At 68.8% G+C, this 22,958-nt stretch carries 21 protein-coding genes; 7 read left to right on the top strand and 14 right to left on the bottom strand.

Features of this window, described 5'->3' with window-relative positions:
* Positions 1 to 51 precede the first annotated feature (51 nt).
* Entirely contained in the window at positions 52 to 816 is a 765-nt protein-coding gene (locus K3U94_RS23325; RefSeq protein ID WP_220695197.1) for an NUDIX hydrolase, read from the bottom strand.
* Positions 817 to 1,015: 199 nt separating this feature from the next.
* Between K3U94_RS23325 and K3U94_RS23320 the strand changes: the two genes are divergently transcribed.
* The 3 genes from K3U94_RS23320 (at position 1,016) to K3U94_RS23310 (ending at position 4,020) form a co-directional block, all read left to right on the top strand.
* The gene (locus K3U94_RS23320; protein ID WP_220695196.1) at positions 1,016 to 2,470 is read left to right on the top strand and encodes a CCA tRNA nucleotidyltransferase; all 1,455 of its coding nucleotides are present in this window, start codon (positions 1,016 to 1,018) and stop codon (positions 2,468 to 2,470) included.
* 25 nt (positions 2,471 to 2,495) lie between these two features.
* Complete coding sequence (locus K3U94_RS23315; RefSeq protein ID WP_220695195.1) at positions 2,496 to 3,026, top strand: pullulanase; 531 nt, start codon at positions 2,496 to 2,498, stop codon at positions 3,024 to 3,026.
* A 130-nt stretch (positions 3,027 to 3,156) separates the two neighbouring features.
* On the top strand, positions 3,157 to 4,020 hold the full coding sequence (locus K3U94_RS23310) for a PE-PPE domain-containing protein (protein ID WP_220696930.1): 864 nt from the start codon (positions 3,157 to 3,159) through the stop codon (positions 4,018 to 4,020).
* Between the two features lie 211 nt (positions 4,021 to 4,231).
* On the opposite strand, the gene K3U94_RS23305 is transcribed toward K3U94_RS23310, so the two are convergent.
* Together K3U94_RS23305 and K3U94_RS23300 are read right to left on the bottom strand one after the other, a co-directional pair.
* Positions 4,232 to 5,005 (bottom strand): TIGR03084 family metal-binding protein, encoded by a 774-nt coding sequence (locus K3U94_RS23305; RefSeq protein WP_220695194.1) that lies wholly within the window; start codon positions 5,003 to 5,005, stop codon positions 4,232 to 4,234.
* A 5-nt stretch (positions 5,006 to 5,010) separates the two neighbouring features.
* Entirely contained in the window at positions 5,011 to 6,300 is a 1,290-nt protein-coding gene (locus tag K3U94_RS23300; RefSeq protein WP_230987316.1) for an MFS transporter, read from the bottom strand.
* A gap of 125 nt (positions 6,301 to 6,425) precedes the next feature.
* Here K3U94_RS23300 and K3U94_RS23295 point away from each other — a divergent pair, with 125 nt between their 5' ends.
* Positions 6,426 to 7,031, top strand: a complete 606-nt coding sequence (locus tag K3U94_RS23295; RefSeq protein ID WP_046285198.1) for a YqgE/AlgH family protein — start codon at positions 6,426 to 6,428, stop codon at positions 7,029 to 7,031.
* 28 nt (positions 7,032 to 7,059) lie between these two features.
* On the opposite strand, the gene K3U94_RS23290 is transcribed toward K3U94_RS23295, so the two are convergent.
* Positions 7,060 to 7,509 (bottom strand): hypothetical protein, encoded by a 450-nt coding sequence (locus K3U94_RS23290; RefSeq protein ID WP_220695192.1) that lies wholly within the window; start codon positions 7,507 to 7,509, stop codon positions 7,060 to 7,062.
* A gap of 24 nt (positions 7,510 to 7,533) precedes the next feature.
* A complete protein-coding gene (locus K3U94_RS23285; RefSeq protein ID WP_220695191.1) occupies positions 7,534 to 8,481 on the bottom strand; it encodes an LpqN/LpqT family lipoprotein in 948 nt (315 codons plus the stop codon).
* Between the two features lie 183 nt (positions 8,482 to 8,664).
* On the opposite strand from K3U94_RS23285, the gene leuS reads away from it, so the two are divergent.
* On the top strand, positions 8,665 to 11,541 hold the full coding sequence (leuS, locus tag K3U94_RS23280; protein WP_220695190.1) for a leucine--tRNA ligase: 2,877 nt from the start codon (positions 8,665 to 8,667) through the stop codon (positions 11,539 to 11,541).
* 89 nt (positions 11,542 to 11,630) lie between these two features.
* Here the strand turns inward: leuS and K3U94_RS23275 are convergent, their stop codons facing one another.
* From K3U94_RS23275 to K3U94_RS23235, 9 genes are all read right to left on the bottom strand, one after another.
* Positions 11,631 to 12,296 carry an SDR family oxidoreductase gene (locus K3U94_RS23275; protein WP_220695189.1) on the bottom strand — a complete coding sequence of 222 codons (666 nt, stop codon included), beginning with the start codon at positions 12,294 to 12,296 and terminating at the stop codon, positions 11,631 to 11,633.
* Entirely contained in the window at positions 12,296 to 12,808 is a 513-nt protein-coding gene (locus tag K3U94_RS23270) for a MarR family winged helix-turn-helix transcriptional regulator (protein WP_047321099.1), read from the bottom strand. Before K3U94_RS23270 ends, K3U94_RS23275 begins: the two co-directional genes overlap by 1 nt.
* A gap of 58 nt (positions 12,809 to 12,866) precedes the next feature.
* Positions 12,867 to 13,613: an amino acid ABC transporter ATP-binding protein gene (locus K3U94_RS23265; RefSeq protein WP_109519698.1), complete on the bottom strand. Its 747-nt coding sequence runs from the start codon at positions 13,611 to 13,613 to the stop codon at positions 12,867 to 12,869.
* Positions 13,610 to 15,391 (bottom strand): ABC transporter substrate-binding protein/permease, encoded by a 1,782-nt coding sequence (locus K3U94_RS23260; RefSeq protein ID WP_220695188.1) that lies wholly within the window; start codon positions 15,389 to 15,391, stop codon positions 13,610 to 13,612. The genes K3U94_RS23265 and K3U94_RS23260 overlap by 4 nt, the downstream gene beginning before the upstream one ends.
* Complete coding sequence (locus tag K3U94_RS23255; RefSeq protein ID WP_047321098.1) at positions 15,373 to 16,170, bottom strand: LLM class F420-dependent oxidoreductase; 798 nt, start codon at positions 16,168 to 16,170, stop codon at positions 15,373 to 15,375. Before K3U94_RS23255 ends, K3U94_RS23260 begins: the two co-directional genes overlap by 19 nt.
* A 53-nt stretch (positions 16,171 to 16,223) precedes the next feature.
* The gene (locus tag K3U94_RS23250; protein WP_220695187.1) at positions 16,224 to 17,108 is read right to left on the bottom strand and encodes an Rv0045c family esterase; all 885 of its coding nucleotides are present in this window, start codon (positions 17,106 to 17,108) and stop codon (positions 16,224 to 16,226) included.
* 20 nt (positions 17,109 to 17,128) lie between these two features.
* Entirely contained in the window at positions 17,129 to 18,220 is a 1,092-nt protein-coding gene (locus K3U94_RS23245; RefSeq protein ID WP_220695186.1) for an inositol-3-phosphate synthase, read from the bottom strand.
* Positions 18,221 to 18,294: 74 nt separating this feature from the next.
* Positions 18,295 to 18,837, bottom strand: coding sequence for a PadR family transcriptional regulator (locus tag K3U94_RS23240; protein ID WP_047321095.1), 543 nt, complete (start codon positions 18,835 to 18,837; stop codon positions 18,295 to 18,297).
* Between the two features lie 146 nt (positions 18,838 to 18,983).
* Positions 18,984 to 19,835 (bottom strand): DUF1707 SHOCT-like domain-containing protein, encoded by an 852-nt coding sequence (locus tag K3U94_RS23235; RefSeq protein WP_220695185.1) that lies wholly within the window; start codon positions 19,833 to 19,835, stop codon positions 18,984 to 18,986.
* 112 nt (positions 19,836 to 19,947) lie between these two features.
* Here K3U94_RS23235 and K3U94_RS23230 point away from each other — a divergent pair, with 112 nt between their 5' ends.
* Both K3U94_RS23230 and K3U94_RS23225 read left to right on the top strand, forming a co-directional pair.
* Positions 19,948 to 20,373: a DUF5318 family protein gene (locus K3U94_RS23230; protein WP_047321094.1), complete on the top strand. Its 426-nt coding sequence runs from the start codon at positions 19,948 to 19,950 to the stop codon at positions 20,371 to 20,373.
* Positions 20,366 to 22,828, top strand: a complete 2,463-nt coding sequence (locus K3U94_RS23225; protein ID WP_220695184.1) for a transglycosylase domain-containing protein — start codon at positions 20,366 to 20,368, stop codon at positions 22,826 to 22,828. Before K3U94_RS23230 ends, K3U94_RS23225 begins: the two co-directional genes overlap by 8 nt.
* Positions 22,829 to 22,958 lie beyond the last annotated feature (130 nt).

Genomic DNA, 22,958 nt, shown 5'->3' with positions numbered 1-22,958 from the left:
GGGCCGCCAACCGCCTCGGCAAGGGACCCCCACCGCTTCGTCGCGTGCGGGTCACGGGTCCAGCCTGCGACCGTTCTTCGGGTCCGGCGAGTTCTCGCCTGCGCGAGTACGGCGGGCGCGGGAATGCGTCTGCGGGCGTCGCCAGGGTGCGGTCACCGGCAGGGGCGGCAGGGCTGCCGGACCGTCGGCCTGCAGTCGGTCGATCAATTCGTCGGCGACCAGCGCCAACCGTCGTTCGTCGGCGTAAGCCAACCGGGACGGCAGCTCCCGGATCGGCACCCACGCCACTTCGGCGACCTCCATGTCGTCGTCGCACAGCTCTCCGCTGGCGAACCGCATCAGGTAGTGGTGCACGGTCTTGTGCACCCGGCGGCCGTCGGTGACGAACCAGTAGTCGATGCTGCCCAGCGCGGCCAGCACGCTGCCCCGCACGCCGGTCTCTTCGGCGACCTCGCGGATCGCGGTCTGTTCGGCGGTCTCACCGACCTCGATATGTCCCTTGGGCAGCGACCACAGCATCCTGCCTCGCCGGTCGACGCGGCCGATGAGCGCCGCGACCTGTTCTTCCCGCGGGCCGTCGATGCCGTCGACGACAAGCCCGCCCGCGGAGGTCTCGTGCACGGTGCGCAAGCGTTCCGGTCCGTGTCGCGCGGTGCGCGGCCGGCGCTGGGCGACACGCCCGGGGGTCGCGTTCGCGCTCGGGGAGCCCTCGGTGGCAGGAGTTTCGGTGTGGTTGATTTTCGGGCCAGACGTGCGTCGACCACGACGCCGCCTGCGGCGCCGTCCCGAATTGGCTTCTCCGCCGTCGGCCGACACCCATGTGATAGTAGCTGGCACGCGCGGGCCGACCTGCCTCCCTCGCCGGTTCCCCGCGTCGCCCGGCTTCGCCGGGTTGAGTCCGCCGAGTGTGCGGAATTGTGGGCGCGGCCCGCGAAAAACCTACGAAACCGCACACTCGGTTGCGGGCGCCGGTGCAGGGGGCCTCGGCCAGCCCCACCGTCTAAGCTCATCGAACGTGCCTGAAGCCCATCAAGACGCCGACCTGCTGACCACGGCGGCCGTCGCGCTGAACCGGCACGCCGAGCTGCTGGGCGGCCTCGGCGCGATGTTCGCCGAAGCGGGCCAGGAGCTCTACCTGGTCGGCGGATCGGTCCGCGATGCGCTGCTGGGCCGGCCGAGCCCGGATCTGGACTTCACCACCGACGCGCGCCCCGAGCAGGTGCAGCACATTTTGCGGGGCCGGGCCGACGCGATGTGGGACACCGGCATCGAGTTCGGCACCGTGGGGGCAACCCTGGGCGGTCAACGCGTGGAGATCACCACGTTCCGGGCGGACAAATATGACCGGGTGACCCGCAATCCCGAAGTGCGCTTCGGCGATTCGCTCGAGGCGGATCTGGTGCGCCGCGACTTCACCGCCAACGCGATGGCGGTCCGCATCACGTCGGCCGGGCCGGGGGAGTTCCTCGACCCGCTCGGTGGGCTGGCGGCGTTGCGGGACCGGGTGCTGGACACGCCGACGGCACCGCAGGATTCCTTCGGCGACGACCCGCTGCGGATGCTGCGCGCCGCCCGGTTCGTTTCCCAACTCGGGTTCACGGTGGCGCCGCGGGTGCGCGCCGCGATCGAGGACATGGCGTCGGAGCTCGGCCGGATCACCCCGGAACGCGTGGCCGCCGAATTGGACAAGCTGCTGGTGGGAGCTGACCCGGTGGCCGGTCTGGATCTGATGGTGGCCACCGGCATGGGTGATGTGGTGCTGCCCGAAGTCGGCGGCATGCGGATGGCGATCGACGAGCATCACCAGCACAAGGACGTCTACCAGCACTCGCTGACGGTGCTGCGTCAGGCGATCGACCTGGAGGACCCTGGTCCCGAAGGCGGCCCCGATCTGGTCCTGCGCTGGGCGGCGCTGCTGCACGACATCGGCAAGCCGGCCACCCGCCGCCACGAAACTGACGGGGGCGTCAGTTTCCACCACCACGAGGTGGTGGGCGCGAAGATGGCCCGGAAACGGATGCGCGCGCTGCGCTACTCCAAGCAGATGATCGACGACGTGTCCCAGCTGGTCTACCTGCACCTGCGCTTCCACGGCTACGGCGACGGCAAGTGGACCGACTCGGCGGTGCGGCGCTACGTCACCGATGCGGGACCGCTGTTGGGACGGCTGCACAAGCTGGTCCGGGCCGACTGCACCACCCGCAACAAGCGGCGCGCGGCGCGCCTGCAGGCCAGCTATGACCAGCTCGAAGAACGCATCGCAGTCCTGGCCGAGCAGGAAGATCTGCAGCGGGTGCGGCCGGACCTCGACGGCAACGAGATCATGGCGCTGCTCGACATTCCGGCGGGTCCGCAGGTGGGACGCGCGTGGAGCTATCTCAAGGAGCTGCGCCTGGAGCGTGGGCCGTTGACCCGCGAGGAGGCGACGGCCGAGCTGCTGTCGTGGTGGCAGACCCAGGGGAACCGATAGCCGCAGCGTCGCGTCTGAGCAGGGTATGGACTACTGCCTGGGCGACGGTGACGGCGCGGCGACGATGTGGACCGGCCCTGCCGACTTGGATCTTGACGGGGACGGGTTGGCCGACGCCATCGGCCTCGATTTCGACGGGGACGGACTGCGCGACGACGCGCTGGTGGATCTCGACGGGGACGGGGTGGCCGACCACCTCCTGCTGGACCTCGACGACGACGGCATTCCGGAGGCCTCCTTCATCGACGACGGCTCTGGCACCTGGGGACACGGCGTCGCGGCGGGTTCAGCGGATCGATCGGGCGGGCTGCGCTGGATGGGGCTCGACGGTGTCGAGCACACCGGCGGTCCCCTGGTGGATTTCGACGGCGACGGACGTATCAACGACCGGCTGCTGGACGCCGACGGTGACGGACGGGCCGATCGGGTGCTGATCGGCAATGGTGCGGGCGGCTATGGCTCGGCCTACGTCGACACCGACGGCGATGGGAGGTGGGACATCAAGCTCACCGACGCCGATGGTGACGGTGCCGCCGATGGCGCCACCGTGCTGTGAAACTGCCGCGAAGCGACAGCAACCGCCCAGGCTCTAGGGGTGTCGGCGAACGACGAAGCCAGAAATACTGGACGCGGCGACAGCTCTGCCTCCGTTACGACGCCCAACCGGGGAGGCACCAGTGAAGAAGATGTGGGTGGGCGCCCTCCTGGGGGCACCGCTGGTGGCCGCTCCGACGGTGATCGGAGCGGCGAGCGGCGCTGCCGTGGTCCCGGACGTCGATCACCAGATCCTCGAATACGGCTTGGCCGCAGAGGCCCTGATCATGATCCCGGCGATGAACCAGGATTGGCTCGACCTGAGCAAAGACCTGTACCTGGTACCGAACGGCTTCGCCCCCGACGGAACGGCGACGTTCCTTCAGGTGCCGGAGACCTCCGACCTGAACACGAGCATCAGCGGAGCCACCCAGATCCTGGTTGACGCGATCGCGCAGCGGTGGAGCGCCGGCGAGTTCAGCTCCGAAGACCCGCTGTACATCTTCGGGTATTCGCAGGCCGATGTCGCGGCGGGGCTGGCTGAAGAACAACTTCATCAGCAGTATCCCGACATGCCTTTGGACGCACTGCATTTCGTGATGGTGGGCGACAGTGCCGCAGCCGGCGGATTCTTGAGCGGATTCATGCCGACGCTGCTGCAATGGGTGCCAGAGTCGTGGCATGACGATGTGATCAACATGGTCTATCAGTTCGCCGAGATGATGCACATCGACTCGGTCATCGACCTGGTGACCCCGAGTGATCTGTACACGACAGACATCTACTCCCTGTCCAGCGACGGCTTCGCGAACTGGGATAACGGCCAGCAGATGGCCGGCATGTTCAGCGACCACCTCGCGTACCTGGGCCTGACGCCGGCGGAGATCGCCGGTGCGACCGATGAGGTGATCGGAAACACGACCTATCACATGATCGACTCCGCCAACGTGGACATGTTCCAGGCGTTGCTGAATTCGCTCGACATGATCATGGGGGGAGTCCTGGCCTGGTTCTGAGCCGCGCGCTCATCGCTTCCGGCGCCGCGCTGAGGCGGAATCTGACGACGCGACACGCAGTGGCGGCGTCGCCAAATTCCTTGTGGGGGAGGGGTTTGCGCCTCTAGCGCCCCCGGCCGTGCTGGTGCGGCCGGGTCTCGCTTTCGCGCTGGCGCGCTCAGCGCCCCCGGCCGTGCTGATGCGGCCGGGTCTCGCCTTCGCGCTGGCGCGCTCAGCGCCCCCGGCCGGGAGGCCCCGCGAAGGCTTGGGCGATCTCCAACCAGCGCTGCGCGTCGTCGCCGTGCGCCGTGACGTCCAGGTCCGCCAGCGCACGCCGCTGCGTGACCAAAAAGCAGAAGTCCTCGGCGGTTCCGGTCACCCGTTGCTCGGCATTCACCGGTCCCCAGGCCCATACCCCGCCCTCGGGAGCGTGTAGTTCCACGTGAAACGGCTCGGCCGGCGGGGTCAGATTGTGCACGCTGAAGGCGAAATCACGGGTCCGCACCCCCAGATGTGCGATCGACCGCAACCGCGCCGTGGGGCGGCGCCGCACCCCGAGCGCGTCGGCCACGTCCAGACCGTGCGCCCAGGTCTCCATCAGCCGGGCGGTGGCCATCGAGGCGGCGCTCATCGGCGGGCCGAACCACGGCAGCTTGCGCCCGTCGGCAACACCGAGCAACGCTTCGTGCAACTTGGCCCGGGTCGACCGCCAGTCCGCCAGCAGCTCGGCCGGCGGCAGCTGGGCGAGTTCGGCGGCGCCGGCGTCGACGAATCCGGCCGGATCTTTCATCGCGTCGGTGAGTGCGGCAGCGAAACCCGCCTCGTCGACGATGGCGGTCAGCGAGAGCCGGTCGGTCCACAACAGATGGCCGATCTGATGGGCGATCGACCAGCCGGCCGCCGGTGTGGGCGTACCCCACTGGCTGTCGGCAAGGGGGGCCACCAGGGCGTCGAGCTCGTCGCTTTCGGCACTCAGATCGGCGACGATCGGTTCAGTTTCGGCCATGTTCGTTACTTTAGGCCCACCGGTTCGCGGCGCCGCCCGATGAACGCGTGCCCGGCCAAACCGGCCAGATACAGCAGGGTGCCGGCCACGATCAGCGACGGAGCCTGTCCGTCAGGAGGAATCAGCGCCGCGGCACCGGCCACGGCGATGATGAACGACACCCAGAACAGCGAATCCTGCACCGCAAAGACATGCCCGCGCAGGGCGTCGTCGACGTCGATCTGCATCGCGGTGTCGGCACACAGCTTGACCACCTGCCCGGCCACTCCAAGCAGGAAGCCGCACACCACCAGCACCGGCAGGTACAGGCCGACGGCGGCCAGTTGGATGACCGCGGCCGCGGCCAGGGCACCGTTGGTGGTGGCGTATTGGCCCCAGCGATGCACCGCCGGCGGGGTCAGCACCGTGGCCAGAAATGACCCGGCGCCCGCCGAGGCGACGAACAATGCGGTGGTTCCCAGGCCGGACACCGTGTGCTCGCCGACATGCCGGACCAGCACCAGCACCACCAGGGTGTTGATGCCGAAGGCCATCCGGTGCGCGGCCAGTCCGGACAGGGTGGCGGCCACGGTGGGCCGGTCGCGCACCGTCCGGATGCCGTGCATCCAGCCCGTCGTCACGGCATAGAGCACCGAGCCATGGATCGCACGTTTGGTGTCGTCCGGACCGAGCACATGGGCACCGAAGCGCAGCGAGAGCACCAGCGCGATCGCGACCGGAACGGCCACCGCCGCGATGATCGATGCCGCACCGCGGTCGTCGGCACCGATCAGCCAACGCGGCAGCAGCATGAAGTTGGCGCCTAAGAAGGCCGCCACCGCACCGGTCGCGATCGCCAACGCGTTCATCGTCACGACCTGGTCGCGCGGCACCACATGCGGCAGCGCCGCCGACAGCCCGGAGGCGATGAACCGGGTGAACCCGTTGGCGATCAGCGCCGCGCACAGCACCGGCAGATCACCGGCGCCGCACGCCAGCAGCGCCGCGATCCCGAGCACCAGCACCAGCCGGGCGAGGTTGGCCACCACCAGCACTAGGCGCCGGTCCCACCGGTCCAACAGCGCGCCGGCGAACGGCCCCAGCACCGAATACGGCAGGAACAGTACGGCGAAAGCGCCCGCGATCGCCCACGGGGAGGCGGCCCGGTCCGGGTTGAACAGCAACGCCCCGGCCAATCCGGCTTGGAACAGCCCGTCCCCGAATTGACTGGCGGCCCGCAGTTCCAGCAGACGGCGGAACTCCGGCAGGCCACGCGCCGACCGCCACAGTGATGCCGGTGCGCGGTTGTCCACCACAGAACCTCTTCCAGACTCGGGCGGCGGCGCGGCGCCGGCCCCAAACCAGCCTACAAATATTGCGGGCCGGCCGATGTTCGGCACAGCTCAACACGAATGACGGCGTCGGGTGCCATGATGGAAAAATGGCCCAACCCGAAGACCCCGAGGACTATGTCGCGCCCGCTGCGCATCGGGTACGGGCCGGCACGCTGCTGTTGGCCAACACGGATCTGCTCGAACCCACCTTCCGTCGCACCGTGATCTACGTGGTCGAGCACAACGACGGGGGGACCTTGGGCGTGGTGCTCAACCGCCCCAGTGAGACCGCCGTCTACAACGTGCTGCCGCAGTGGTCCGAGCTGGCCGCCAAACCCAAAACCATGTTCATCGGCGGCCCGGTGAAACGCGATGCCGCGCTGTGCGTCGGGCTGTTGCGGGTCGGTGCCGAACCCCACGGTGTGCCCGGGCTCCGTCACATCGACGGCCGGTTGGTGATGGTCGACCTCGACGCCGACCCGGAGACCATCGCGCCGCATGTGGAGGGAGTCCGGATCTTCGCCGGCTATGCCGGCTGGACCATCGGCCAGCTCGAGGGAGAGATCGAGCGCGACGACTGGATCGTGCTGTCGGCGCTGCCGTCGGACGTGATGGTGCCGCCGCGAGTTGACCTGTGGGGACGTGCCCTGCGACGCCAGCCCTGGCCCACCGCGCTGTTGGCCACCCACCCCATCGACATCAGCCGCAACTGAGCCGGCGGCCAGCGCCGCTCGAAACGCTTCAGGAACAGCCGCAGCCGCTGCCGCACCCGGAGGCCGGCTCCGTCGGCGCGGCGTCGCCGCAGCCACAGCCCGCTCCACAACCCGCCTCCTCGACGGGCGCGCTGTCGCCGCAGCCGCAGCCCGACCCGCAACAGCCGGCGTCGGCTGCCGCGCCGGCCTGAGCAGACAGGCGTGCCGCGTAGCGGGCGCCCTGCCAGGCTCCGGCGGCGAGGGTGGCGAGCGCCCCGGTGATCGAGATGATCAGCGCCAGCAGTGCCATCGACGACGGGCCGGCCAGCACCAGTGCACCGCCCGCCCCCAGGATCACCCCGACGGCTACCTGGGCGGGCGCGACAGCCCGCAGCACCAGCTGCTCGGGGTCACCGGTGAGCGGGCGCACCAGCGTCCGAACCCCGAACACCAGCGACACCGCCGCCGCAACCAGGCACAACACACCCATGATCAGCATGGGTCCACAATACGAGCCGGGCGGTCAGCCCGTGGTGCCCACCTGGTGCCGGATGACGCCCGACTCCACCGGAGGGTGGGGGGCGTCGAGCGGCGGCGGGGCGGTCCCCACCTGGTGCCGCACCGTGCCCGACTGCACCGGACCGCTCGGGGCGGGGGGCGGCGGGTTCGTACCGGGGCGCTCGACGCGGAAGCCGTTGATGATCCCGTCGGTCGCCGGGGCGGCACCGATCGCGCGACCTGCCCCGGTGGTCACGGTCAGCGACACCAGGTAGGCCGCGTCCTCCGTCGGCACGATCACGTGGCGCCGCGACGTGTTCAGCGTCATGTCGGCATCGCGATAGGTCCCCTCGATGATCGAGGACGGGAATCCGTTGAAGTCGTCCAGGGAGGCGTTGGTGGTCTGCCAGGCCAGCAGCGACTGGCTGTCGACGAACCCGTGCGTGATCGCTTCTTTCGGGTCGAACTGCCCAACCAGCCGGTAGACCACCACTTGGGCGTTGGGGGTGTAGAGCGACCCACTGCGCCGGTCGGCGATCACGGCGAACGCGTCGGGGACGTTCGGGTCGGGAACGTGGGACCACCCCGCCGGCATCGGCAAGGTGATGTTGAACGCGTCGAATCCGGCGGGCTGTTGCGGTTCCAACTGCACCTTCTTGGCGGCGAAGTAGTCGCGCAGGGTGCCTGAGGTCGCCGGCACCAGACCGCTCGGCGGCGCGGGCGGCGCTACGGCACCCGGAGCGGCCGGTACGCCCGCGGGAGCTGGGACCGCGGGCGCCGGAGCCGCCGGGCGCGGCGCTGCCGCCAGTGGCCCGGTCACCGGCGCCCCCGCCGCCTGGGCGGGTGGGGCATAGGGGTTCGGCTGCACCGGGACCAGCGGATCAGCCGCCACGGCGGGAATACCTGCCAGGCCGGCCGCCATGACTGCGGCGCAGCCGAAAAGGAGTCGCCAACGGGGCGCGGTGTTCGTCATCTCCAGGGTCCTTCCGGGGCGGGCCGGGCAGCGATGCCCTGGCCGTGAAATGACGGTAGCCAGGTGCCGGCAGCGTCGCCAGGGCTGCAACCGACCTGGAACGAAGCCCTCACCGGGTCGCAATCCAACCGATACCAAGCTGTGGCGATCAGACCGGGAAACGCCGCCCCTTACCCTGTTGAGGTGAACGAAGCCCCGACCACCCAGGGATCCAGCGACCAGGCACCCCGGCACCGCTACAACGCGACGCTGGCCGGGCGTATCGAAGACACCTGGCAGCAGCACTGGGAGCAGGCGGGGACCTTCAACGTCGCCAACCCGGTCGGCTCGCTCGCACCGACGGACGGTTCGGCGGTGCCCGCCGACAAGATGTTCGTCCAGGACATGTTCCCCTACCCGTCCGGTGACGGCCTGCACGTCGGGCACCCGCTGGGCTACATCGCCACCGACGTCTATGCCCGCTACTTCCGGATGACCGGCCACAACGTGCTGCACGCCCTGGGCTTCGACGCGTTCGGCCTGCCCGCCGAGCAATACGCCGTGCAGACCGGCACCCACCCGCGCATCCGCACCGAGGCCAACATCGAGAACTTCCGCCGGCAACTGCGGCGCCTCGGACTCGGTCACGACAGCCGGCGCAGCTTCTCCACCACCGACGTCGACTTCTACAAGTGGACGCAATGGATCTTCCTGCAGATCTACAACGCCTGGTTCGACACGAGCGCGAACAAGGCCCGCCCGATCGGCGAGCTGATCGCCGAATTCGACGCGCGCGCACGCACTCTGGACGACGGCCGGGACTGGGCGCAACTGTCGGCCGGTGAGCGCGCCGACGTCATCGACGGCCACCGGCTGGTCTACCGCTCCGACTCGATGGTCAACTGGTGTCCGGGGCTGGGCACCGTATTGGCCAACGAAGAGGTCACCGCTGATGGGCGAAGCGACCGCGGCAATTTCCCGGTGTTCCGGAAGCGGTTGCGGCAGTGGATGATGCGGATCACGGCGTACTCCGACCGACTGCTCGACGACCTCGACCTGCTGGACTGGCCGGAGAAGGTCAAGACCATGCAGCGCAACTGGATCGGACGCTCCACCGGCGCGGCGGCGTTGTTCGGCGCGGCCACCACCGACGGTTCCACGGTGGACATCGAGGTGTTCACCACCCGCCCGGACACGCTCTTCGGCGCCAGCTACCTGGTGCTGGCACCCGAGCATGAGCTGGTCGACGGGCTGACCGCCGCCGAGTGGCCGGACGGGGTGGACGGGCGCTGGACCTTCGGAGCCGCCACCCCGGCGGCGGCCGTCGCCGACTACCGCAAGGCGATCGGGGCGAAATCCGACCTGGAGCGCCAAGAGAACAAGACCAAAACCGGTGTGTTCCTGGGTAGTTACGCCACCAACCCGGCCAACGGGCAACGGGTGCCGATCTTCATCGCCGACTATGTGCTGGCCGGTTACGGCACCGGCGCCATCATGGCGGTTCCCGGACACGATCAGCGAGACTGGGAGTTCGCCGCCGAGTTCGGCTTGCCGGTGGTGGAAGTCATTGCCGGCGGTGATATTTCGGAAGCCGCCTACGCAGGCGACGGCACGCTGGTCAATTCCGGCCCGCTGGACGGCATGACCGTCTCCGACGCCAAGAAGGCCATGACGCAGCGGCTGGAGGCGCAGGGCCGCGGCTGGGCGCGCATCGAATACAAGTTGCGGGACTGGCTTTTCGCCCGGCAGCGGTACTGGGGCGAGCCGTTCCCGATCGTCTACGACAGCGACGGGCGCCCGCACGCCCTGGACTCCGCGGCGCTGCCGGTCGAGCTGCCCGACGTCGGGGACTACTCGCCGGTGCTGTTCGACCCCGACGACGCGGACAGTGAACCCTCGCCGCCGTTGGCCAAGGCGACCGACTGGGTGCATGTCGACCTGGACCTCGGCGACGGCCTACAGTCCTACACCCGCGACACCAATGTCATGCCGCAGTGGGCCGGTAGCTCCTGGTACGAGTTGCGCTACGCCGACCCGCACAACGCCGAACAGTTCTGCGCCCCCGAGAACGAGGCGTATTGGATGGGTCCACGGCCGGCCGAGCACGGACCCGACGATCCGGGCGGCGTGGACGTCTACGTCGGTGGCGTCGAGCACGCGGTGCTGCACCTGCTGTACTGCCGCTTCTGGCACAAGGTGCTCTACGACCTGGGGCACGTCAGCTCGCGCGAGCCCTACCGTCGCCTGGTCAACCAGGGCTACATCCAGGCCGCCGCCTACACCGACTCCCGGGGGTCTTACGTGCCGGCCGCCGATGTCGTGGAACGCGACGGAAAGTTCTACCTCCCGGGCGCGGACGGCGACACGGAAATCTTCGCCGAATACGGCAAAATGGGTAAGAGCCTGAAGAATTCGGTGTCGCCCGACGAGATCTGCGACAGCTACGGCGCCGACACCCTGCGGGTTTACGAGATGTCGATGGGCCCGTTGGAGATGTCGCGGCCGTGGGCCACCAAGGACGTGGTCGGCGCACATCGTTTTCTGCAGCGGGTATGGCGGCTGGTCGTCGACGAGGAAACCGGCGAGACTCGGGTGCTCGACGGCGAGCCCGACACCGAGACACTGCGGCTGCTGCACCGCACCATCGTCGGAGTGTCGGAAGACTATGCGGCGCTGCGCAACAACACCGCAGCCGCCAAGCTGATCGAGTACACCAACCACCTCACCAAGGAGCACCGCGACGGGGTTCCGCGCGCGGCCGTGGAGCCGCTGGCGCTGATGCTCGCACCGCTGGCGCCGCACCTGGCGGAGGAACTGTGGCGTCGACTCGGCCACGACTCCTCGTTGGCACACGGACCGTTCCCGGTGGCCGACCCGGCCTACCTGGTGACCGACACCGTCGACTACCCGGTACAGGTCAACGGCAAGAAGCGCGGGCTGGTCACGGTGCCCACCGACGCGAACGACGAGGCGATCAAGGCCGCCGCCCTGGCCGACGAGAAGGTGCAGGCGTTCCTGTCCGGTGCCACCCCGAAGAAGGTGATCGTGGTGCCCGGACGGTTGGTGAATCTGGTGGTGTGACAAGGCCATCCCGGCGAACAGACGCGAAAGCCCCCTTTTTCACCAGCAGAAGGGGGCTTTCGCGTCTGTTCGCGAGGGAAGGGGGAAGGTCAGCGCGGCCGGATCACCACTTCCTGCAGCTGCGCGTCGGCCGGCGTGCGTATCGCGGCGGCCACCACTTCGGCGACGGTGGCGGGACGCAGGAAGCGGCCGGGGTCGTACTCGCCGCCCTCATAGGCCACCAGGTCGTGCTGCATGTCGGTGTCGACCCGGCCGGGGTAGACCGTGGTGACCCGCAGCGCAGGCTCGTCACTGCGCAAGGAATCGGCGAACGCCCGAAGCGCGAACTTGCTCGCCGAATACGACGCCATGCCCGCAGAGACCCGTTGCCCGGCACCGGAGTTGATGAAGACCACCTGACCGCGGGCCGCCCGCAACGCAGGCAGCAGCGCCAGAGTCAGGGCCACCGCACCGAACACGTTCACTTCGAAAGTGGCCCGCCACTCTTCGATATAGGACTCTCCGGCCGCCCCGGGCAGCATCACCCCGGCGTTGTGCACCAGCACGTCGAGTTCGTCGACGATCTCGGTGGCCGCCTCGATCCCGTCGGCGTCGGCGAGGTCAAGCGGCCAGGTGGTGGCGCCGAGCCGCTGCGCCACCGCGTCCAGACGCGCTGACGGCCGGCCGGCCAGCAACAGCGTGTGGGTGGGCGCCAGCGCCTCCGCTATCGCCGAACCGATCCCGCCGCCGGCTCCGGTGATCAGCGCGGTCGGCATCAACCGCAGTCCAGGGGGCAGCCCGCCCCGTCGTCAGCGGCGGCCTCGACCCCGTCGCAGGTGGCCAGCCGCTCCAGCGGTTCCAGCGCCCGGGTCAGGGTGTCCAGGTCTTCCTGGCTGAGCTTGCTCAGCATCGCCGCCAGCGCGGCGTGCCGGTTTGCCAGCGACTCGCGGTGGCTGGCCAGGCCTTCGGGGGTGATGTCAACCAGCACCGCCCGCAGATCGGACGGATCCCGGCTGCGCTTGACCAGGCCGATCTTCTCCAGGCGGCGGATCGCCACCGTGGTGGTGGGGGTGCGGACCCGTTCGTGAGCGGCCAGCTCGGTCATGCGGATGGGGCCGCGGTCCAGCAGCGTGATCAGGATCGACAGCTGAGCCAGGGTCAACTCGCCGGTCGGCGTGCCTCTGCTGATGTCGCCGCGCCGCAGTATCGAAAAGAGTTTGGACAGCGAGCGGTGCAAGCCTTCCGCGATCGCCGTCACCTGCGGCGTATCGGCAGTGCTCTCCGTCATAGTTCGCCAGTCTAACCGGCGGTTCCCACGAGGGGTGATAGGTCTGCGAAGGTTGCTGTCACAACACTTGGGACAGGAACTTCTGCAGCCGCTCCGTCGCTGCGTTGTCGAACAGCTGATCCGGCGGCCCGGACTCCACGACCCTGCCCCGGTCCATGAAGACCACCGTGTCCGACGCGGAGCGGGCGAAGCCCATCTCATGGGTGACCACGACCATCGTCATGCCGTCGGCGCCGAGTTCGGCGATCAACGCCAGGATCCCCTTGACCAACTCCGGGTCCAGCGCCGAGGTGGCCTCGTCGAAAAGCATCACCTGCGGCTGCATCGCCAGCGCCCGGGCGATCGCCACCCGTTGTTGCTGGCCGCCGGAGAGCGCCGACGGGCGCGAGGCGGCCTTGTTCTTCAGCCCGACGCGGTCCAGCAGGCCCAGCGCGAGCTCGCGGGCCGCGTCGTCGGACATCCCGCGCAGCTTGCGCGGAGCCAGCGTGATGTTGTCCAGCACGCTGCGGTGCGGGAACAGATTGAAATGCTGGAACACCATCCCGATCCGCTGGCGCAGCTCGTCGGGATCGTCGGCCAGCACCGACCGGCCACCCAGCAGGACATCGCCTGCGTCGGGTTCGTGGAGCCGGTTCAAGGTGCGCAGCATCGTCGACTTACCCGAGCCGGAGGGACCGATCACCGCGGCGGTGGCGCCCGCCGGCACGTCGAGGTCGACCCCGCGCAGCACCTGATGTTTGCCGAAGGACAACTGAATCCCCTTGGCCGCCAACGACACCGGCTCGCGGTCCGACGGCGCTGTCACGTCATCTCCTGACTGGAGATCGCCGGGCTCAGCTCGACGAAATCGTCGGCTTCGGCGGGCCGGCCGCGCCGCAACCGATGGTCGACGAAGTTGACCAGGTGTGTCAGCGGGATGGTCAGGGCCAGATAGAGGACGCCGGCGGCCACCAGGGGGGAGAGGCTGCCGGTCTGGGCGTTGAAGTCGCGGCCCACCTGGAAAAGCTCCCGCTGACCGGCGACCAGACCGAGGAAGTACAGCAGCGCCGACGCTTTGAGCAGAGCGATGAACTGGTTGACCAGCGCCGGCAGTACTCGCCGGATGCCCTGCGGGATCACCACCAGGCGCATGGCTGCCGGGTAGCCGAAACCCAGTGCGCGCGAGGCCTCCAGCTGGCCGGACTCCACGCTCTGGATGCCCGAGCGCAAGATCTCCCCGATATAGGCCGCCGCGGTCAGCCCCAGCGCCGCGATCCCCAGTGGGTACGGGTTGTTGTGTGTTAGCCCGCCCACCAGCGGCCCGACCGCCAGGCCGATCAGCAGGATGATCAGCACCTCGGGCAGTCCCCGGAAGATGTCGGTGTAGATCCGCGCCGGCCAGCGCAGCCATCGGGTGCGCGAGAGTCCGGCCACGGCCAGGCCCAGCCCCGCCACCAAGCCGATGGCGCCACCGCTCACCGTCAGCAGCAGCGTGTTGGGCAGACCGGTCTTGAGCAGGTCCGGCAGCGCGCGCCGGTACAAGTGCCAGTCGAAGAAGGAGTCGCGGAGCTGCGCCAGCGTGGATTTGGGCGTGTACGGCTCTGACTCGAGCCGGTGATGCCGCGCCGCGATCGCGGCGAAGTCCGGCAGATGCGGGGTGGCCGCCGACTTGGAACCCGGCTGCCAGTCCGGCGGCAACGGCCGCGGCACCCAGTCGGTGAACAGCTGCGGCCAGGTGCCGTCTTCGATGACCGCGTCCAGGCCGGAGTTCAGCGCCGAGATCAGCGCCTGGTTGCCCTTGGCCACCGCGTAGGCCTCGAAGCCGGCCGGGCTGAAGGTATAGCTCACGATCTGCGCCGGATCGCCGGGCTTCAGCAGGTTCAGTGCGGTGAGCGACGGCGCCACCCACGCATCCACCTGGCGGCTTTTCAGGCTGGCGTACAGCGTGATCGAGTCGGGGAACCGCACCGGTTCGACTTCCAGGGTGTCGACGACGTAGGCGTCTTCGACGGTGCCCTGTACCACCGCGATGCGCTGCCCGCTGGTCAGGGAGTCGTATCCGGTGATTCCCGATCCGGCCGGGACCACCAGGGCCATGTAGCCGAAGTCGTAGCCGTTGGTGAAACCCACGGTGCGGCGCCGCTCGTCGGTGGCGTTGATCGATGCCGACCCGACGTCGAAACGTCCCGACTCCACTTGGGCCAGCAGGCCGAAGAAGTCGGTGCCGACGAAGTGGACTCGTAGGCCCAGTTTCTTGGCGATGGCCCGCAGCAGTTCATTGTCGAACCCGCTGTAGCGGCCTTTGGCGTTGATGCAGTTCGTCGGCGGGCTTTCGGTCAGCGTGCCGACCGTCAGCACACCCGGGGTGCCCAGCCCGAGCTTGGTCACATCAATCGAACTGAGCGGTTCGACGCCCGCCGTGGTGTATTTGTCCTCGCGTGGCCACTTGGCGTTGGCCAGTTTGACCGGCAGCGCGACGGCGGCCTGCTCCCCGGGCGGGGTGCACAGGTCCGGGGCGGCCCCGGCCGACGGCACCGCCGCCAGACCGCACACGATCAGGCAGGTGGCGATGAACGCCGCGAGCCTTATTGCTGGTCGCGCCATCGGCACAGCGCCTCGGCGGCGGACAGGTCGTAGTCGGGGCCGGTGCTGCCGATGGTCAGCAGGCTCACCCCGAGTCCGGTCAACGCGTCGGCCTCGGCGAGCAACTCGGCCACGCTGCCGCGCGTCTGGTCGCCGCCCAGCGCCGCGGAGTGCTCGATCGTGGCGGGGTCACGGCCGACTGCGGCGCAGTGCTGCGCCAGCACGGCGGCCTTGTGCGGGTAGCTGTCGGCGTCGGCGAAGCTGTGCCACATGTCGGCGTGCTCGGCGACGAGGCGCAGCGTCTTGCGCTCGCCACCGCCGCCGATCAGCAACGGGATCGCGCGGGTGGGCGGTGGATTGAGCTGGGCCAGGCGGCTTTTGATTCGCGGCAGTGCGCCGGCCAAGTCGTCGAGGCGGCTGCCTGCGGTCCCGAACTCGTAGCCGTATTCCCGGTAGTCCCGGTGCTTCCAGCCCGAACCGATGCCCAGGATCAGCCGGCCGTCGCCAATGTGGTCGACGGTGCGGGCCATGTCGGCGAGCAGCTCCGGGTTGCGGTAGGAGTTGCACGACACCAGCGCACCGATCTCGATGCGCGAGGTCTGCTCCGCCCAGGCGGCCAGCATGGTCCAGCACTCGAAGTGCGGTCCGTCGCGGTCGCCGTAGAGCGGAAAGAAGTGATCCCAGTTGAAGGCGATGTCGACCCCGGCGTCTTCACAACGCCGGACCGCGTCGCGGATCGCGCCGTAGTGCGCCGCGTGCTGAGGCTGCAGTTGCACCGCGATGCGGAGGGGTCGGGCCATCTCGCCACCTTATCCCCGGAATTGCGGGATGGATGCGAGTGAACCGACGGGTATCAGGCGAGGGTCATGCGAAGCAGCTCGACCAGCACGCGAGGCCGATCACTTTGTACCGAGTGTCCGGCACCGTCCACCACGTGCGTGGTCAACCCCGGCGAGCGTTGCGCGTACTCGGCGACGTCGTCGGCGGAGACGAACGCCGAATCGCCGCCGCGGATCAAGGTGGTCGGCGCGGTGATCGCCGAGACATCGGTCCACAGCTCGGTGAAGTCGCCGACCGACCGGATGGCGTCGTAACGCCACGTCCAACTGCCGTCCGGCAGCCGACGGGTGTTGTGGAACAGCCCGCGTCGCAGGGATTCCGGATCCCGGTGTGGTGCCGCGGCCGTGGTGACCGCCAGCAGTGACTCGAAGTCGGGGAAGGTCCGATCCCCTTGGGCCAATGCCACGGTGCCGCGGTCGGCGGCACTCATCTGGGCATGCCGCTGCAACGCCGACGGTGTCACATCCACAATGGCCAGGCGGCGCACCAGCTCGCCGGCGGTGGCCGCCAACCGGATCGCGGTCAACCCGCCCAGGGACATGCCGACCACCAACTCGGCGTCGGGTGCCAGCTCCTGCAGTACCGGCGCCAGCGTCGCGGCATTGCGCTGGGGTGAGTAGTCGCCGTCCTCGCGCCACGCCGAGCGGCCGTGCCCCGGCAGGTCCACCGCCAGCGCGGGCTCGCCGAGCCCGAGGATGACGGTGTCCCAGGTGTGGGCGTTCTGCGCGCCGCCGTGCAGGAACACCACCCGCGGCGGCGCCGATCCCCAGCGCAGCGCACTGACGTCACCGGTGTCGATCCGCTCCACATCGGGCAACGGACCGGCCAGACCGGCCTGCTCGGCGTTGCCCCCCAATAGGGCGAACTCCGAGAGGCCGGCCAGCTCGTCGTCAGTCATGTTCGGCGCAGAGTCGGCGTCTAGCCGACGATGAATTCCTCGAGCTCGGCGCGCGCGACGTCGTCGGGCAGCTGCTTGGGCGGGCTCTTCATCAGGTACGCCGAGGCCGGCAGGATCGGTCCGCCGATGCCGCGGTCCTTGGCGATCTTGGCGGCGCGCACCGCGTCGATGATGATGCCGGCCGAGTTCGGCGAGTCCCACACCTCGAGCTTGTACTCCAGGTTCAGCGGTGCGTCACCGAAGGCGCGGCCCTCCAGCCGCACGTAGGCCCACTTGCGGTCATCGAGCCAGGCGACGTGGTCGCTCGGTCCGATGTGGACGTTCTTGTCCTCGACCTTGCCGGCCAGCGAGCCGGTCAGGTTGGAGGTGACGGCCTGGGTCTTGGATACCTTCTTGGACTCCAGGCGCTCGCGCTCGAGCATGTTCTTGAAGTCCATGTTGCCGCCGACGTTCAGCTGGTAGGTGCGGTCGAGGGTGACACCGCGGTCCTCGAACAGCTTGGCCATCACCCGGTGGGTGATGGTGGCGCCGACCTGGCTCTTGATGTCGTCGCCGACGATCGGCACGCCGGCGTCGGCGAACTTCTTGGCCCACACCGGGTCGGAGGCGATGAACACCGGCAGCGCGTTGACGAACGCCACGCCTGCGTCGATGGCGCACTGGGCGTAGAACTTGTCGGCCTCTTCGGAGCCCACCGGCAGGTAGGAGACCAGCACGTCGACCTTGGCTTCCCGCAGGGCGGCGACTACGTCCACGGCCTCGACGTCGGACACCTCGATGGTCTCGGCGTAGTACTTGCCGATGCCGTCGAGGGTCGGGCCGCGCTGCACGATGACGTTGGTCGGCGGCACGTCGGCGATCTTGATGGTGTTGTTCTCCGAGGCGAAGATGGCCTCGGAGAGGTCGAAGCCGACCTTCTTGGCGTCCACGTCGAACGCGGCGACGAACTTGACGTCGCGGACGTGGTACGGACCGAAGCGCACGTGCATCAAGCCGGGGACCGTCGAGGTGTCATCGGCGTTCTGGTAGTACTGGACGCCTTGGACCAGCGAGGACGCGCAGTTACCGACGCCGACAATGGCGACCCGCACATCCGTCGTTTGCTCAGTCATTTTCGACGCTCTCCTTTTTCTGCTTTCACTGCTGACGTGCTGTTGTGTTTCCCCGATGCCCGCGTCCGGCAGGCTCAGGGTTGTTCGGCCCGACCCTGCGATACGCGTTCGGCCGCGATCAGCTCGTTGAGCCACTTGACCTCCCGCTCACTGGATTCCAGCCCGAGCTGGTGCAGTTGGCGGGTGTAGCGGTCCAATGAGTTGCTGGCCCGTGCCACCGCATTGCGCAGGCCTTCCCGGCGTTCTTCCACCTGCCGGCGGCGGCCTTCGAGGATCCGCATCCGAGCCTCGGCGGGGGTGCGGTTGAAGAACGCCAGGTGGACTCCGAAGCCGTCGTCGGTGTAGTTCTGCGGGCCGGTGTCAGACACCAGCTCGTTGAACCGCTGACGGCCGGCGTCGGTCAGCCGGTACACCCGCCGGGCCCGGCGCACCGGGGTCCCCGTCGGCGCGGCGTCCTCGGCGATCACTCCGGCCAGCTGCATGCGCCGCAGCGCGGGATACAGCGAGCCGTAGGAGAACGCCCGGAACGCACCCAGCAGACCGGTCAACCGCTTCCGGAGTTCGTAGCCGTGCATCGGAGACTCGAGCAGCAAGCCCAAAATGGCAAGCTCAAGCACTCCAATCACCTCCTCCAGGTGGCGTAGCTACGATCGGTCGACGGTTCGCGCCATAGTATCGCGCCGATATAACCAAGCCCAAGTGGCTATTGTTCGCCCGGTGTTCAGGCCCCCGAATCCGGCGGTTCAGGAGAGGTAAAGCTGGTTCAGGACGGGTAATTGATGCGCTTGATGCTGCCGTCGCCGGCGAAGGCGATGTAGCCGCTGCCGTAGTCGCTGGAAACGTAGACCGACAGCGACAGCGCCCCCGGTGTCGTCGGATCCCTGGCCGGATCGACGATCAGGTAGGTGTTTTTCACCTCGGACGGTTTGATGCCGAGCGTCTCGGCTCCCCCGCGCAGGATCCCGACGGTGGCCTTCACGTCGAATGCGCCGAGATCGACCAGCACGTCGTCACTGCTTCGGGACGAGGTGGACGGATCGTCCCAGCCGCCCCGGTAGGAGTAGTCCAGTTTGCGGCGCTCCTCGCCGGGGTCGGCGCGCTCCAGGGACGCATAGGTGGGATAGACCACCAGCCGGTAGCCCATGGTGTCGCCGAACTTCTGGCGGGCCTGCTCCAGCAGGCCGGTGAGCCCGCCCAGCGAGTGCAGCTGCCGCGGCGGGGTGAGCACCACCGGCGCGACACCGTCCGGCTTGGCGCCGGGGTCGGAGGTGAAACTCAGCGGGGAGCTGGTGTTTCCATACATCGCCCAGCCGAGCAGCATGCCCGCCAGCACGGCAGTGCCCAACGCGGCCAGCGCTTTGACGGCGACGCTGCGCACGCCGAATTTCGCGGGAGTGCCCAGCGTCGGAAGCTTCACCGGCGCGGTCTCGGTCTGCAGGTCGCTGACCAGTGAATACAGATCTCCCAGGGTCACGGCGCGGGTGGCGGCACTGATCCGCTCCTGGTGCTCGGCGCTGGAAAGCTGCCCCTCACCCAGGGCGCTGTCCAGGATTCGGCAGACGTCTTCCCGGTCGCTGTCTTTGGCTCGGGTGCCCGCGGTCTGCCGTGTCGCCACGGCGACGATAGTAGAAGAACTCCGCCCCGTGGTGACGCCGAATCCGCCGGTTAGCGGCGGTTGGGGGCGTTGATCGCGACCGCCGGTCAGCACCCGACGTACTCTGGTCAGCGTGCGATTGCAGCGACAGGTAGTGGACTACGCGCTTCGGCGCCGTTCCCTGCTGGCCGAGGTCTACTCCGGGCGTACCGGGGTCTCCGAAGTGTGCGACGCCAATCCGTATCTGCTGCGCGCCGCGAAGTTCCACGGCAAGCAGAGCGCGGTGGTCTGTCCCATCTGCCGCAAAGAGCAGCTCACCCTGGTGTCTTGGGTCTACGGCGACCATCTGGGTCCGGTCTCGGGCTCGGCGCGTTCCGCCGAGGAGCTGGTGCTGCTGGCCACCCGTTACCCGGAGTTCTCGGTGCACGTGGTCGAGGTCTGCCGGACCTGTAGCTGGAATCATCTGGTGAAGTCATACGTGCTGGGCATAGCGCGCCCGCCCAAGGGATCCCGCGGTCGACGGCCGGCACGCAGCGGAGCCCGTACCGCCAGTGAGTAAACACCACGACGACGGGTCCGATGCTGGCTCGGCCCGGCCCTCCGACGCCGGCAGCCGACGCCCACCGGCGGGGCCGGATGACCGACTGACCGCGATCATTCCCGCGGTCGACGACGCCGTGACCGCCGACTTGCGGGACCCGATCGACGCGGTCCGGGCGGCGCTCGACGGGGCGCCCCCGCAACGCGAGCAGACGCTGAGCGGCCGGATCCCGCGGCGCGAGCCGCCTCCCGAGAAGCCGGCCGCGCAGCCGCCGCGGCGGGCCGAGCACTCTGCTCCCACCGACGCACCGGCCGTGCCGAATCCGCTGGAGTGGCTGCGTGCGCATCCGCCGAATTGGCGGTGGGTCCGGCGCGGGCTCTACATCGCTGTGGTGGTGATGCTGCTGCTGCCGGTCATCACGTTCGCGATGGCCTACTCCATCACCGATGTGCCCTCGCCCGGCGACATCCGGACCAACCAGGTGTCGACGATCCTGGCCAACGACGGATCCGAGCTGGCCAAAATCATTCCGCCGGAAGGCAACCGGGTCGACATCGACATCAACCAGGTGCCGGTCTACGTGCGTAACGCGGTGTTGGCGGCCGAGGACCGCGACTTCTACTCCAACCCGGGCTTCTCGGTGTCGGGCTTCGCCCGCGCGATCAAGAACAACCTCTTCGGCGGTGACACCCAGGGCGGTTCGACGATCACCCAGCAGTACGTCAAGAACGCCCTCGTCGGGTCCGAACGGGCCGGCATGGGCGGGCTGGTCCGCAAGGCCAAAGAACTGGTGATCGCCACGAAGATGTCCAGCGCGTGGCGCAAAGACGATGTGCTGCAGGCCTACCTGAACATCATCTACTTCGGCCGCGGCGCCTATGGAATCGCCGCGGCGTCTCGGGCCTACTTCGACAAGCCCGTCGAGCAACTCGACATCGCCGAGGGTGCGCTGCTGGCCGCACTGATCCAGCGGCCGTCCACGCTGGATCCCGCGGTCGATCCCGAGGGCGCCCTCGACCGGTGGAACTGGGTGCTCGACGGCATGGTGGAGACCGGAGCCCTTTCCGCCGGTGAGCGTGCCGCCCAAGAGTTTCCGTTCACGGTATCGCCGGAGCTGGCCCGCACCCAGAACATCACTACCGGGCCCAACGGCCTAATCCAGCGGCAGGTCACCCAGGAACTGCTCGAGCTGTTCAACATCGACGAACAGACGCTCAACACCCAGGGCCTGCAGATCACCAGCACCATCGATCCCCAGGCGCAGGAGGCCGCCGAGGAAGCGGTCACCACCTACCTCAAGGACCAGATCCCCAACATGCGCTCGGCGGTCGTGTCCATCGACCCGCGTGACGGTGCGGTGCGCGCCTACTACGGCGGCTCGGATGCGACCGGCTTCGACTTCGCCCAGGCCGGTTTGCAGACCGGGTCGTCGTTCAAGGTGTTCGCGCTGGTGGCCGCGCTCGAGCAGGGCATCGGCTTGGGCTACCAGATCGACAGTTCGCCGCTGACCCTCGACAACGGCCGGACCAAGATCACCAATGCCGAGGGCGAGGGCTGCGGTGTCTGCAACATCGCCGAGGCGCTCAAGCGCTCGCTGAACACCGCCTACTACCGGCTGATGCTCAAGCTCAAGAACGGGGCGCAGGACGTCGCCGACGCCGCGCATCAGGCCGGGGTCGCCAAGAGCTTCCCCGGTGTGCCGCACACCCTGTCGCAGGACGGCGGCCCGCCCGAAGGCGGAGTGGTGCTGGGCCAGTACCAGACCCGGGTGATCGACATGGCCTCGGCGTACGCGACGCTGGCGGACTCCGGGATCTACCACCCGCCGCACTTCGTGGAGAAGGTGGTCAGCGCCGACGGCCGCGTGCTGTTCGATGCGAAGACCTCCGAAGACACCGGCGAGCAGCGCATCCCCAAGGCGGTCGCCGACAACGTCACCGCCGCCATGCAGCCCATCGCCGGCTGGTCGCGCGGGCACAACCTGGCCGGCGGCCGGCCGTCGGCGGCCAAGACCGGAACCACCCAGCTGGGCGACACCGGGGCCAACCGCGACGGTTGGATGGTCGGCTACACGCCGTCGCTGTCGACCGCGGTCTGGGTGGGCACCACCGGGGGAGACGAACCCCTGGTGAATCAGTGGGGCGGCCCGGTCTACGGCGCGGGCATTCCAGCCGACATCTGGAAGGCCACCATGGATGGGGCCCTGAAGGGCACCCCCAACGAATCCTTCCCCACGCCTACCGAGATCGGTGGTTATGCCGGCGTACCGGCCGCGCCGCCACCACCCCCGCCGATGGACGCCGGCCCGCCGGCGCCACCGGAGGAGACCGTCATCCAGCCGACCATCGAGATCGCCCCGGGCATCACCATCCCGATCGGTCCGCCCACGACGATCACGGCCGCTCCGCCTGCGCCGCCCGGGCCCGAACCGGGCGGTCCACCGCCGGCGGAGCAGCCGCCCGCTGCGCCGTAGTGCGTTTGTGACCTGGTTTCAACCCGATAGTGAGTCCACGGAAGTAGTCTGTTGGCCATGCGACTGCAGCGACGCGTGGGGGACGACTGGCTGCTGAGCACTTCGCCGATCGCCGAAATGGGTTGCGCCC

Source organism: Mycolicibacter heraklionensis, assembly GCF_019645815.1.
In the GTDB taxonomy this organism is placed as follows: domain Bacteria; phylum Actinomycetota; class Actinomycetes; order Mycobacteriales; family Mycobacteriaceae; genus Mycobacterium; species Mycobacterium heraklionense.
This window is presented reverse-complemented; position numbering and strand designations above follow the sequence as displayed.